The sequence below is a fragment of the Chloroflexia bacterium SDU3-3 genome (assembly GCA_009268125.1).
Classification (GTDB): Bacteria; Chloroflexota; Chloroflexia; order Chloroflexales; family Roseiflexaceae; genus SDU3-3.
In genome coordinates this window covers 133,835-145,987 of sequence record WBOU01000002.1, presented here as the reverse complement: position 1 = coordinate 145,987, position 12,153 = coordinate 133,835, and the positions used below count along the sequence as shown (strand labels likewise).

At 67.1% G+C, this 12,153-nt stretch carries 10 protein-coding genes and 2 pseudogenes; 9 read left to right on the top strand and 3 right to left on the bottom strand.

From position 1 onward, the window contains the following. The first annotated feature begins 262 nt into the window (after window positions 1-262). Window positions 263-1,588 carry a phosphoribosylamine--glycine ligase gene (locus tag F8S13_03510; protein ID KAB8144912.1) on the top strand — a complete coding sequence of 442 codons (1,326 nt, stop codon included), beginning with the start codon at window positions 263-265 and terminating at the stop codon, window positions 1,586-1,588. An 81-nt stretch (window positions 1,589-1,669) separates the two neighbouring features. On the opposite strand, the gene F8S13_03505 is transcribed toward F8S13_03510, so the two are convergent. Next, the gene (locus F8S13_03505; GenBank protein ID KAB8144911.1) at window positions 1,670-3,763 is read right to left on the bottom strand and encodes a S8 family serine peptidase; all 2,094 of its coding nucleotides are present in this window, start codon (window positions 3,761-3,763) and stop codon (window positions 1,670-1,672) included. A gap of 155 nt (window positions 3,764-3,918) precedes the next feature. After that, window positions 3,919-4,154, bottom strand: a pseudogene (locus F8S13_03500) (transposase). Window positions 4,155-4,472: 318 nt separating this feature from the next. On the opposite strand from F8S13_03500, the gene F8S13_03495 reads away from it, so the two are divergent. The 4 genes from F8S13_03495 to F8S13_03480 all read left to right on the top strand — a co-directional run bounded on the left by F8S13_03495 (window position 4,473) and on the right by F8S13_03480 (window position 7,364). After that, window positions 4,473-4,934, top strand: a complete 462-nt coding sequence (locus F8S13_03495; protein KAB8144910.1) for an NUDIX hydrolase — start codon at window positions 4,473-4,475, stop codon at window positions 4,932-4,934. A gap of 104 nt (window positions 4,935-5,038) precedes the next feature. Next, window positions 5,039-5,890: a GlcNAc-PI de-N-acetylase gene (locus F8S13_03490; protein ID KAB8145242.1), complete on the top strand. Its 852-nt coding sequence runs from the start codon at window positions 5,039-5,041 to the stop codon at window positions 5,888-5,890. Window positions 5,891-6,001: 111 nt separating this feature from the next. Further along, entirely contained in the window at window positions 6,002-6,442 is a 441-nt protein-coding gene (locus tag F8S13_03485; protein KAB8144909.1) for a MerR family transcriptional regulator, read from the top strand. Further along, on the top strand, window positions 6,402-7,364 hold the full coding sequence (locus tag F8S13_03480) for an aldo/keto reductase (protein ID KAB8144908.1): 963 nt from the start codon (window positions 6,402-6,404) through the stop codon (window positions 7,362-7,364). The genes F8S13_03485 and F8S13_03480 overlap by 41 nt, the downstream gene beginning before the upstream one ends. 484 nt (window positions 7,365-7,848) lie before the next feature. Here F8S13_03480 and F8S13_03475 read toward each other — a convergent pair whose 3' ends face one another. After that, on the bottom strand, window positions 7,849-8,052 hold the full coding sequence (locus tag F8S13_03475; protein ID KAB8144907.1) for a hypothetical protein: 204 nt from the start codon (window positions 8,050-8,052) through the stop codon (window positions 7,849-7,851). Window positions 8,053-8,212: 160 nt separating this feature from the next. On the opposite strand from F8S13_03475, the gene F8S13_03470 reads away from it, so the two are divergent. From F8S13_03470 to F8S13_03455, 4 genes and pseudogenes are all read left to right on the top strand, one after another. After that, window positions 8,213-8,911 carry a JAB domain-containing protein gene (locus tag F8S13_03470; GenBank protein KAB8144906.1) on the top strand — a complete coding sequence of 233 codons (699 nt, stop codon included), beginning with the start codon at window positions 8,213-8,215 and terminating at the stop codon, window positions 8,909-8,911. A gap of 303 nt (window positions 8,912-9,214) precedes the next feature. After that, entirely contained in the window at window positions 9,215-10,297 is a 1,083-nt protein-coding gene (locus tag F8S13_03465; GenBank protein ID KAB8145241.1) for a glycosyltransferase family 4 protein, read from the top strand. A 374-nt stretch (window positions 10,298-10,671) separates the two neighbouring features. Next, a pseudogene (locus tag F8S13_03460) lies at window positions 10,672-10,788 on the top strand (GcrA cell cycle regulator). Window positions 10,789-11,441: 653 nt separating this feature from the next. Further along, entirely contained in the window at window positions 11,442-12,146 is a 705-nt protein-coding gene (locus F8S13_03455) for a lipopolysaccharide biosynthesis protein (GenBank protein ID KAB8144905.1), read from the top strand. Window positions 12,147-12,153 lie beyond the last annotated feature (7 nt).

The window sequence follows — 12,153 nt, the reverse complement described above, 5'->3', positions numbered from 1 at the left end:
GCGAGGGCATGCCCCATTGGCATGCTCGTGCGGAAACAAACTGCCAGCGGCGCGTAGGCCTTCTGGCTCTGCATATTGTACGCGTGGTGCGGGGCAGAAGTTGCGCCCAGGCAGAGGAAAGTATAGCACACCGCCCCCGATAAAAACGGCATGGTATAATTCTAGCTAGGTGTTGTGGTCGCAAGCGCCGACGAAACAAGCTGTATGGCCTACGCCCAACGAGCCAGCTCTGGAGCAGCCCTTTTGCGCATACCTACCAGCCATGAAACTTCTCATCCTTGGCAATGACAGCCGCGCCCACGCGCTGACGTGGAAGCTCTTCAACAGCCCGACGGCGGGCGAGATCTCCTGCGCGCCCGGCAACGGCGGCACCGCGCCGCTGGCCAGCACCCCCGACTTCGAGCCAAGCGACATCGCGGGGATCGCGCGCTGGGCCTTCGACGAGTCGATCGGCATGGTCATCCCCAGCTACGGCCTGCCGCTGCAGCTGGGCCTGGTGGATGAGGCCGTGTCGCTGGGCGTGAACGTGTGCGGCCCCTCGCAGCGCGCGGCCACCATGGCCTACAGCCGCTGCGCCACCAAGGCCTTCATGCTGCGCCACAAGCTGCCCACGCCGCCCGGGCGGCCCTTCGACAACCTCGACACCGCCGAGCGCTTTCTGGCCACCCAGCCCATGCCGGTGATCATCAAGGCCGACAACCCGACCCTAGGCGAGCAGGTCTTCGACGACCGCTACGCCGCCATCGCCGGGCTGCACGAGCTGTTCAAGGCTAGGCCGCTGCAGGGCGACAACGCGGGCGTGGTGGTCGAGTCGTTCATACACGGGCCGCGCGTGGTGTTTTCGGCGCTCACCGACGGGCGCACCTCGCTGCCGCTGCTGCCCACCCGCATCTACGACCGCGTGGATGAGCGCGACGCGGGGATGCACGCGCCCGGCATCGGCGCGCACACCAACCACTCGAAGTACGCCAGCATGCTGGGCGACTATATGCACCAGAAGCTCATCCAGCCGATCGTCGAGAGCCTGGCCAAGGATGGGCTGCCCTACTGGGGGCTGCTGAGCATCGACTGCATCATCGGGGCCGATGGCCCCAAGCTCACCGGGCTGCGCACCACCTTCCACCGCGGCGAGGCCGAGGTGCTGCTGCCTCGGCTGGAGGATGACCTGCTGCCGCTGCTGCAGGCCGCCATCACCCAGCGCCTGCACGACATGCCAGCGCCGCGCTTTTCGCCGCAGGCCAGCGTGGGGCTGGGGCTGTTCGCGCGGGGCTACCCCAACTACTTCGCATCCGGCGGCACCATCCAGGGTGCCGAGGATCTGGCCCAGGGCGTGCTGCTGTTCCACAGCGACACCGAGCGCCCGCAGGTGAGCATGGGCGGCGGCGGGTTCCTCGGCGGTTTTGGCTTCGGGGCCAGCGCCAGCACCGCCAGCAGCGAGGCGCGGATCACCGGCGGCCAGCCGGTGACGGTGGTGACGCTGGGCAGCACGCTGGCCGAGGCCCGCGCCGCCGCCATGGCCAACGCCGAGCGCATCCGCTTCGATGGCCGCAGCTACCGCCAGAGCGTGGCCGAGCGCGAGTTCGCCTAGCCAATGACGAACGGTAGGGCCGCCGCAAGCGGCGACCCTACCGTTTTCCACCAGCCGTTCTTCTGCTAGCTGCTGCGGCGGCTAGCGCTTCTCGACAACCTCGCGGCCAAGCAGGCCAAGCAGCACGCCATCTGCGCCGTGGTCTTCCATCCGCACGCGCTCAAACCACTGCACCACATAGCTGCGCCCATCGGGGAAGGTCTCAAGCTGCGGCTCGGAGAGCGGCATGCCGAACAGCGCCAGGCTCTCGGCGGCGGTCTTGCCGCGTCGGCCATCCAGCTCAAGGCCGTGGCTGCTCCAGTACTCTAGGAAGGCCCCGCAGAGGCTATGGCCGGTCTCGGCGAAGTAGCGGCAGCCGGGCTGCTCGCCGCCCTTGGCGAAGCTGAACCAGTCGCGGCCACTCAGCTTCAGGATGTCGTCGCCCAGGCGGCCAAGCTGCACATTGTAGGGCGGCGCGCTCTCGGGGTGCAGCTCGAAGCGGTTGCGCTCGAAGTACTGCACGGTGTAGTCGCGGCCATCGCTGCCGCGCTCGGTCAGCTCCTCGCTGAGCGGCATACCGAACACCGCCAGGCCGCCGTTGGCCTGCCAGTAGCTGCGGAAGGTGCCGCGCAGGGTATGGCCGGTCTCGGCGAAGAAGGCCACGCTGGGGTCGCTGGGCTGCGCCACGGGCGCGAAGGCCCCGGCAGCCGAGGCCGCGCCCGCCGGAGCGCCGCCGAAGCTCAGGTTGATGGTGGCCACGCTGATCGGCGTGCCGCTGACAAACACCTGCTGGGCGGTCTGCGTGCCATCGGGCAGGCGCGCGGTGACCGTGTAGGTACCTGCGGGCAGGGCCTCGAAGCGGTAGTTGCCATTGCCGTCGGGGCGGGTCTCCTGGCCGGTGCTCAGCGCCACGGTGATCTGGTCGGGCGCAGCGCCGCTGACCTGGCCCTGGATGACCGAGCGCGAGAGCGCGTCGGGGGCGCTGGCCAGCTGCACAGCGCGGGCCACATTCAGCCGCCCGTGGCCGCTCTGCGGGTCCACCCCTGGCGCGTCGATGTCGTCGGCGGTCGCCTCCAAGATCTGGGCCATCTGCGGCGCGGTCAGCTCGGGGCGCAGCGAAAGCACCAGCGCGGCGGCCCCCACCACCAGCGGCGTGGCCTCGGATGTGCCACTGGCCGACACATAGGTGTTACCGCGATCCTTCGACCAGAACGTGCTGAGGATGTTCGATCCGGGCGCGGCGATATCTACAAAGTCGCCCGTGGTCGAGAACCAGGTGACGTTGTCCTGCCTATCGGTGGCCGACACCGCCATGACGCTGGGGTAGGCCGCCGGGTAGCTGGCCGAGGTGCCACGGGTGCCATCGTTGCCCGAGGCCGCCACGATCAGCACATTGCGCGAGGTGGCGTAGTCCACCGCGTCGCGCAGGGCCTGGGTATCCTCGGGGCCGCCCAGGCTCATGCCGATCACGCGCGCGCCCTGGTCCACCGCCAGCCGGATGCCGTAGGCCACGGTCGCATCGTCGCCGCGACCGCGCGCGCCCAGCACCTTGATCGGCAGCAGGGTGCAGCGCCAGCAGATGCCCGCCACGCCCTCGCCGTTGTCGCCGTCGGCGGCCACGATGCCGCCCACATGGGTGCCGTGGCCCTCATCGTCGTCGGGGTCGGGGTCGTCGTTCACCAGGTCGTATCCGCCGCGCACGCGGTCCTTCAGGTCGGGGTGCGAAAACGACACGCCGGTGTCGAGCAGCGCCACCGTCATGCCCTCGCCCACCGTCACATCCCAGGCGGCGGGGGCCTGGATGGTGTCGAGGTGCCACTGCTGGCCGAGCATGGGGTCGTTGGTGGAGCGCAGCATGCTGCGCTCATAGTTGGGCTGGGCGTAGATCACGCCAGGCACAGCCGCGATCCGCGAAGCGATCACGCCCACCGGCGTGGAAGCGCTAAAGCGCACGCGGTAGGTCGAGCCGCCGATGTCCTCGGCCTGGGTGGCCCCCACCGCCCGCAGCGCCAGGCCCAGCGGCCCAGTGCCCAGCCCCTGGGCGCGCGCGTCGCCCGTCAGCGCGGTGTTGGGCGCAAGCTTTATAATGATCTGATACGCCAGCGCCCGCTGCGTCTCCGGGGCCGCAGCGTAGGCAGGTGCCAAGAAGGCCGCGAGCACGGCCAGGACCATAAGCGCGATGGTCAGTCGCTTCATGCAAAACCTCAATTTCATCTACGGATGCGAGGCGGTACAGTAGAGGGAGCAGGCCATCCCAACGAGCGGCCAGCAGCCCAGCATTGCCACCGATCATTCCAGGGGCCGAAATGCTGGCGCATTATACCACGGTGAGGCTGTAAACAACCCACGGCTTAAGCCGCAGGCTTTGGCCCTGCCAGCCCGGTAGCAGTACCGTCTGGCGAGCCGTATGGCGGGGTTACAGCCGCCCGGCGGGAAATATTCCCGCCGCGATCACATCTGCGAGGCCAGCGAACCCGCACGATGTGCAAACAAACGAGGCTTGTGTTTTCCGGTTCTCTTTCGCGGTATGTCCACCGTTCGGGCATTCCCGCGATGTACTCCGAGGGTCGACAAAATGGATGGACATGCGCAAGCCGAGCGACATTGCCAACTTGCGTGCGCGCTCATTCATTCTGGAACACCCTGACATTCGCCGCTTGATTGGTCGTGACACGCCGCAAACACCTGTAGAGATGGAGCGATGGGAGCGCGGGCAGTACGAAGCGAACGGTGTCACGCTCAAGTCCGGAACGGCGGTACATCCTAGAGTGCCAGAAACTCTAGTGAACGTTGGAGGCCCGCGCCGCTGAATGCGGCGACGCTGGAACCTTGTACAAGCGAGGAATGTGGGTAAAGCCTCATTCCTCCCCCGCCTAAAGAGCGGGGGTTTCGTGAGGCTATTTCTATGAAAGATAGACGCCCAACGTTTTCCGGGGAACCTGTCGCGGCGGTCGGCGGGGTTGTCTACCGCAAAAACCGCCGCAACCAGATCGAGCTGCTGCTGATCAAAAAAGAGGGCGGCCTGTGGTCGCTGCCCAAGGGCCACATCGAGCAGGGCGAGACCCACAGCGGCGCGCTGCTGCGCGAGATCCACGAGGAGACCGGTATCAGCGGCAGCGCCGAGCAGCGGCTATGCGCGGTCAGCTACACCATCCTAAAAGGCGGCTCGCCACGTACAAAGATTGTCACGTACTATCTGGTGCGGGCCACCGGCGGGCGGCCCAAGCCCAGCAAGAAAGAGCACATCGCCAGGGTCAAATGGTTCGCCCTTGCTACCGCGCAGAACCGCATCAAACGCGCCCGCCTGCGCGCCATCATCCAGCAGGCCACGGCGCTGCTCACCGATGGAACGACGCCAGCTCTATAGGAACACGCACAATGACACAACAGCCGCCCAACGACGAATTCCCCAACCTGTCCGATCTCGTCGACGAGTCGATCTGGTACAAGCCGCCCACCGCCGCCCGCCGCATGCTGATCGTCTACGCCCACCCCGACGACGAGAGCTTCGGCAACGCCGGGACGATCGCCCGCTACACCAGCGCGGGCGTGGATGTGCACTACGCCTGCGCCACGCGCGGCGAGTGCGGCGAGATGGACCCCAAGCTGCTGGAGGGCTACGCCGACATCGCGGCGCGGCGCACCGCCGAGCTACGCGCCGCCGCCGAGGCCATCCAGCTCAGCAGCATCCACTTCCTGGGCTACCGCGACTCGGGGATGCAGGGCAGCGAGGCCAACCAGCACCCGCTGGCCTACTGCAACGCCGACATCCAGCGCGCCGCCGGGCAGGTGGTGGGCCTCATCCGCGCGCTGCGGCCCCAGGTGGTGCTCACCTTCAACCCCTACGGCGGCTACGGCCACCCCGACCACATCATGGCCCACCGCGCCACCGTGGCCGCCTTTCAGGCCGCCGCCAACCCCACGCTCTACCCCGAGCAGGTGGCCACCGGGCTGGAGCCGTGGCAGCCCCAGAAGCTCTACTACTCCACCTTCGGCGCTGGCTTCATCCGCGCCGCCATCCGGATCATGCCGCTCTTTGGCCGCGACCCGCGCCGCTTCGGCACCAACCAGGATGTCGACCTGACCAAGATCGCGGGCGAGATCACCCCCACCACCACCAGGGTGAACAGCGCGGCCTTCCTGGCCCAGAAGGAAAAGGCCTGGGACGCCCACGCCAGCCAGACCAGCGGGCGCGGCGTGCTGGGCAGGCTGCCCGCCCCAGTGCGCAGCCAGATCTACGCGGGCGAGAGCTTCACCCGCGTGGTGCCGGCCTGGGCTGGCGGCCCGCGCGAGCGCGACCTGTTCGCCGGGGTGAATGCCTAGCCCACGCCCCATGTGGCCCCGGCCTGCGGCTGGGGCCACGCGCCACAATGCCCCTTGACTTCGAGTGAACTCTAACTTGTAGACTGCCGCTATGGCGACGGAGCAACAGCGATGGACACCGAGCTAACCATCCAGCAGGTGGCGCTGCGCACTGGCCTGAGCGTCCACACCCTGCGCTACTACGAGCGCATCGGCCTGCTCGACCCGGTGGGGCGAGCCGACAGCGGCCACCGGCGCTACACCGAGGCCGACATGGAGTGGATCACGCTCATCCTGCACATGCGCGAGAGCGATATGCCGATAGCCGACATGCAGCGGTTTACCGCGCTGGTGCGGCAGGGCGCGCACACCATCCCGCAGCGGGTGGCGATCCTCGAAGCCCACCGGCAGGCGCTCCACCGCCAGATCGACATCATCCAGCACACGCTCGGCCTGCTCGACGCCAAGCTGGCGCACTACCGCGCCTGGGGCGAGCGGCTGCAGGCTGCGGGCGAAGAACAGGGGCACAACTATGAGGAAGATCGCACTGGGTACGACGGGGGTGGAGGCTAGCGAGCTGAGCCTGGGCTGCATGTACTTCGGCACCAGGACGCCCGAGCGCACGTCGTTCGACCTGCTCGACCAGTTTGTGGGCGCGGGAGGGGATCTTCTCGACACCGCCAACAACTACGCCTTCTGGGCCGAGGGCGGCCAGGGCGGCGAGAGCGAGCTGCTGCTGGGCCGCTGGATGCGCCAGCGCGGCGCACGCCAGCGCGTGGTGCTGGCCACCAAGGTCGGCGCGCTGCCCACGGTGCCCGGCGGCGGGCTAGAGAGCCGCCAGGGCCTGGCCGCCAAGACCATCATCGCCGAGGTCGAGCAGAGCCTCAGCCGCCTGCAGACCGACTACATCGACCTGTACTACGCCCACATCGACGACCGCGACACGCCGCTGGAGGAGACTCTGGAGGCATTCGACCGCCTGGTGCGCGCGGGCAAGGTGCGCGCGGTGGGCTGCAGCAACCTGCGGGCCTGGCGGCTGGCCGAGGCCCGCGCGCTCTGCCAGCGCCACGGCTGGGCCGCCTACTGCTGCGTGCAGCAGCGCCACACCTACCTGCGCCCCAGCCCCAGCGCCGACTTCGGCCTGCAGGTGAGCGCCGACGCCGACCTGCTCGACTACTGCCGCGCCCACCCCGACATGCGGATCATGGCCTACTCGCCGCTGCTGGGCGGGGCCTACACCCGCGCCGACCGCCCCCTGCCCCCCGAGTACGCCACCGCCGACTCGCAGGCCCGCCTGCGCGCCCTGGCCCAGGTGGCCCAGGAGCTGGGCGCTTCGCCCGGCCAGGTGGTGCTGGCCTGGCTGCTGCGCAGCTCGCCCGCCGCCACCCCCGTGATTGCCGCCAGCGACGCCCAGCAGCTGCGCGAGAATCTGGCCGCCGCCAGCCTCGCCCTGAGCGCCGAGCAGATCGCCCGGCTGAGCGGCGCAGGGGCGTAGATAGGGTACAGAACAAAACCATATACCAAACCATTCCCCACATTGTTAGCTGCAAACAATGCTGAAAACAAGTACTTCGCCTACATTGCACATGAGCCAAGATCGCCGCTCCACCTTACCCACCCGGCCCATGCGGCGAAGGTGTCGCTCATGCAAACTGGCCATATGCACGAACACCAGCCGCCAGGAAAACAGCACGGGAACGCCCAACATTGGGGGTTTCGAAGGGGGCTACGCCCCCTCGCGGGGTTCCTAGGGGCTGGCCCCTAGGCGCCGCCCGCGCAGGGCATCCACCCACCAAACATCGACCAATGCCATCGCTGAAAGAAAAAACGCCCAGCGCCGACGGGAAAAGTGACACCTGTTGAGGGGTGATGCCCATGGCGGGGTTCCAAGGGCGTGGAACCCTTGGAACCCCGCCATGGGCATCCACCCACTACCCACGAAGAACCATCATCATCGAGGCTGCAACCAGTCGGGCCGATTATGAGCGATTAATGACATCTTTACCATACCGGGTAAATGCTGCAGCAAATGCCTGATTTGACATATCTTTGCATAAAAATGCTCTAGCCAGTATTTCGCTATCTTTCCGCGTAAGCACAATCACGCATCGATTTTCGCTTTCTCCCGTCCAACGTGGGTTCTTTTGTTTATCGCACCCATCCGCTTCATCTGAGAATGCCATCTTTCATCATCCTTTCCCATTAGGCCTATGCTTGTGCTGCGCACTTCACATAGGATTGCGCTACCACCACAAGAAACTGTAGCATCATCCCTCGTAACCATGCCTAGCGGCCTGCGGTAGCATAGTGGTGTCGAAACACGCATCACACAGCGAGGGAACCATGGGCGACTACATGCTGCGCATGAGCGATCTACCCCCAAGCGAGCTGCCGCGCGAGCGCCTGCGCAAGCACGGCCCGCAGGCCCTGAGCGACGCCGAGCTGCTGGCCATCCTGCTGCGCGTGGGCGTGCAGGGCCAGAACGTGCTCCAGCTCTCGCAGCAGCTGCTGGCCGACCACGGCGGCTGGGCCGGGCTGGTGCAGGCCGACTTCGAGAGCCTGTGCGGCTACCACGGCCTCGGCGAGGCCAAGACCGCCACGCTCAAGGCATGCCTGGAGATCGGGCGCAGGCTGCTGCTGGCATCCCATGGCCAGCGCTTCCAGATCAAGTCGCCCACCGATGTGGCCCAGCTGATGCAGATGGAGATGAGCCACCTGGATCAGGAGCACCTGCGCGCCATCGCGCTAGACACCAAAAACCGCGTCCAGAAAGTCCACACCGTCTACGTCGGTAGCCTGAACAGCGCCATGATCCGCGTGGGCGAGGTCTTCAAGGAGGCCCTGAAGCTGAACGCCTGCGCCGTGATCATCGTGCACAACCACCCCAGCGGCGACCCCACCCCCAGCCCCGAGGATGTGCTGGTGACCCGCCAGATCTACGACGCCGGCCAGCTGCTCGATGTGGATGTGCTCGACCACCTGGTGATCGGCGCGGGCCGCTTCGTGAGCCTGCGCGAGCGCGGGCTGGGCTTCCCCAAGTAGGCCAAACCGCCATCGGGGAAAGAGGCACTGCGGCGCAGCGCCCAGGTGCCTTTTTTTGCGCCGCACGCCCCCGCATACCACCTCCGCATCAGCTGCGCTACATTGCACGTATAGCCTAGCCCTGCTATAATGCGCCGGATTAAGCAACATAACATTATTATATAGACGCAAATCTAGCGCACCTGCATGGAAACACGGGCCGAGACGCCCCTGCGGCACCTGCCGCACTACACAACTGATCGTGGAGCCATCGAGCGCCAGGGCGGGCTGCTCCATCTGCCTGTGGCTCCCTCGCCGAGGCGTATGCGCGTCGCAATCGTCCACGACTACCTCAACCAGTACGGCGGCGCGGAGCGCGTGCTTGAGGCCATCCACGAGATGTTCCCCGACGCGCCGATCTACACCTCGATCTACGACGAGTCGACCATGCCCGACTTCTACCGCTCCTGGGACATCCGCACATCGTGGATGCAGGGGCTGCCGGGCTGGCGGAAGTTCTTCCGCCACTATATGCCGCTCTACCCCAGCGCCTTCGAGAGCTTCGACCTGAGCGAGTACGACCTCATCCTCAGCAGCTCTAGCGCCTTCGCCAAGGGTATCATCCCCGCGCCGCACGCCAAGCACATCTGCTACTGCCACACGCCCATGCGCTTCGCGTGGCGCACCAGCTCCTACGTCGAGCGCGAGCAGATGAGCGCGCCCCAGCGCGGCGTGCTCTCGGTGGTGCTCACCAGCGTGCGGGTGTGGGATGTGATGAGCGCCAAGCGGGTCGACACCTTCGTGGCCAACTCGCACGAGGTGGCGGCGCGCATCCGCCGCTACTACGACCGCGACTCGGTGGTCATCCCGCCGCCGGTGGAGATCGCGCCCTACGAGGAGCGCGAGCCAGAGGACTTCTACCTGGCGGGCGGGCGGCTCATCCCCTACAAGCGGCTCGACCTGGTGGTGCAGGCCTTCAGCGCGCTGAAGCTGCCGCTGGTGATCTTCGGCGAGGGCCGCGACCGCGCCGCGCTGGAGGCGGCCAGCGGGCCGAACATCCGCTTTGTGGGCCACGTGAGCGAGGAGGAGCGCCTAAGCCTGTTCTCGCGCTGCCGCGCCTTCATCTTCCCCGGCGAGGAGGATTTCGGCATCACCCCGCTGGAGGCCATGGCCGCCGGTCGCCCGGTGATCGCCTACGCTGCAGGCGGCGCGCTGGACACCGTGATCCCCGAGCGCACCGGGCGGTTCTTCCACCAGCCCACCGCCGCCGCCCTGGCCGCCGCCGTGGCCGCGTCGCGCACCGACACCTACGATGCGCGCGCCATCCGCCGCCACGCCGAGGGCTTTGGCCGCGAGGTCTTCCGCAGGCGGCTCATGGCCCTGATCGAAGAGATGACCGCAACCTAGCGCGGCAGCCAGCCCCCGTGCTCGCGCCGCAGGGCAAGATATGACCATCCCACAGATCTGGAGCGTGCTGCTGCGGCGCTGGCCGCTGGTGCTGGGCCTGCCCATCCTGGTGGCCCTGGCCAGCCTGGGCGCGGGCGCGGCGCGGCCCAAAAGCTACACCTCATCCGCACGGGTGCTGGTCTCGCGCGGCATCGCCGACGAGCGCAGCACCGCAGGTGTGACATGGGCCAACGAGGACACGGTGGCGCTCGACATCCCTACGATCATCGCCAGCGCGGCGTTTGGCGGCGATGTGGCGGCGGCGCTCCAGCCCCAGGGCCTGGCCCCCGGCGCGCTGCACGGCAGCACCGACGGCAAGATCGTGACGGTGGCGGCCACGGCCAGCCAGCCCCAGGCCGCCCAGGCCACCGTGCAGGCCGCGCTCGACCTGCTGCGCGCCAATGGGCTGCGCTACTGGGGCGACCCCACCTGGTCGCCTGAGCACCCCGGCGTGAACATCGGCACGCTCGACCCGCCTAGCCCGCCCACGGCCACCCCGGGCACCCGCGCGCTGCTGCTGGATGCGGCGCTGCGAGCCGCCGCCGCGCTGGTGGTGTCGCTGGCCCTGGCCTTCGGGCTGGATGCGCTGCGCGGCGGCCTAGCTTTTCACCACGAAGACGCGAAGGCTTGAAGCGGATAAAAAGGAACCTGTTACCACCAAGACTCCAAGACACTAAGGGGACAAAAGGGGTAAGCCCTTAGACATGACCAACCTTCCCCACCCGGCCCATGTGGCGAAGGTGTCGCTGATGTTTTGCTGGCCATATGCACCAACACCAGCGGCCTGCGGACAGCGCGGGCACGCCTAGAATTGGGGGTTCGGAGGGGGCATCGCCCTATCGCGGGGTTATTAGGGGCTGGCCCCTAGCCGCCGCCCGCGCAGGGCAACACCCACTAACCAAGAGGAACCGCCATCCTGATAGCGAATCCCGTTTCCCCCTCTTCGCGCCTTCGCGTCCTCGTGGTATTCGTCCCTCTTTTTCTTGGTGTCTTGGAGCCTTGGTGGTAAACGTTTTACGGACAAAACCTGCGCCGCGTTGCCGATTCCGCCAAGATCGTCTACTATTCCCGCCAGCATCCCAAGCCTGAATACCCCCGAGGAGCCATGCAGCTTATAGATTATGTGAATATCCTGCGCCGACGCTGGTGGGCCATCCTGCTGGTGGCCTTCGCCGCCACCGTCGCAGCATTTCTCTTCAGCAAGGCGCAGACGCCGGTCTACCGCGCCGAGGCCTACTACTCGGTCTCGCCCAGCCGCCTCGATGCCTCGCTCACCCAGGTGATGCAGAGCAGTATGAACAACATGCGCGACTCGGCGCTGGCCAAGTCGCAGCTTGAGAAGGTGAGCGCCCAGCTCCACCTCGACCGCAGCGCCGACTGGCTGCTGGATGACGTGGTGAGCATGCAGGCCCTGCCGAACGAGTGGAAGATGGTGGTGCGGGTCGACTACCCCGAAGAATCCGACACCGCCGCGCGGCTGGCCGACGCCATCGGCGAGAACATGGTGGCACTGCAGACGGCGAAGAACGCCCAGACCGATGGCACCGATAAGATCTACATCTCGGTGCAAGACCACGCCCGCTACATCGGCATGGTCAAGCCCAACACCAGGGTGAATGTGGCCGCTGGCTTCGTGCTGGGCCTCATCCTGGGCCTGCTGCTGGCCTTCCTGATCGAGGCGATGGACAACACGCTCAAGACCGCGCAGGATGTCGAGCGCTTCGTGGGCCTCACCACGCTGGGCGCGATCCCGCACCAGGGCGAGCGCCGGGGCACCAGCCTGGCCCGCAGGCTGAAGCTGAGCAGATAGCGAGCAC

Bases quoted from the DNA above. Each gene is read 5' to 3' on its own strand.
- F8S13_03495 (KAB8144910.1), top strand. From the start codon at position 4,473: ATGAAAGATAGACGCCCAACGTTTTCCGGGGAACCTGTCGCGGCGGTC.
- F8S13_03455 (KAB8144905.1), top strand. From the start codon at position 11,442: ATGCAGCTTATAGATTATGTGAATATCCTGCGCCGACGCTGGTGGGCC.
- F8S13_03470 (KAB8144906.1), top strand. From the start codon at position 8,213: ATGGGCGACTACATGCTGCGCATGAGCGATCTACCCCCAAGCGAGCTG.
- F8S13_03505 (KAB8144911.1), bottom strand. From the start codon at position 3,763: ATGAAGCGACTGACCATCGCGCTTATGGTCCTGGCCGTGCTCGCGGCC.
- F8S13_03510 (KAB8144912.1), top strand. From the start codon at position 263: ATGAAACTTCTCATCCTTGGCAATGACAGCCGCGCCCACGCGCTGACG.
- F8S13_03490 (KAB8145242.1), top strand. From the start codon at position 5,039: ATGCTGATCGTCTACGCCCACCCCGACGACGAGAGCTTCGGCAACGCC.
- F8S13_03475 (KAB8144907.1), bottom strand. From the start codon at position 8,052: ATGGCATTCTCAGATGAAGCGGATGGGTGCGATAAACAAAAGAACCCA.
- F8S13_03485 (KAB8144909.1), top strand. From the start codon at position 6,002: ATGGACACCGAGCTAACCATCCAGCAGGTGGCGCTGCGCACTGGCCTG.
- F8S13_03480 (KAB8144908.1), top strand. From the start codon at position 6,402: ATGAGGAAGATCGCACTGGGTACGACGGGGGTGGAGGCTAGCGAGCTG.
- F8S13_03465 (KAB8145241.1), top strand. From the start codon at position 9,215: ATGCGCGTCGCAATCGTCCACGACTACCTCAACCAGTACGGCGGCGCG.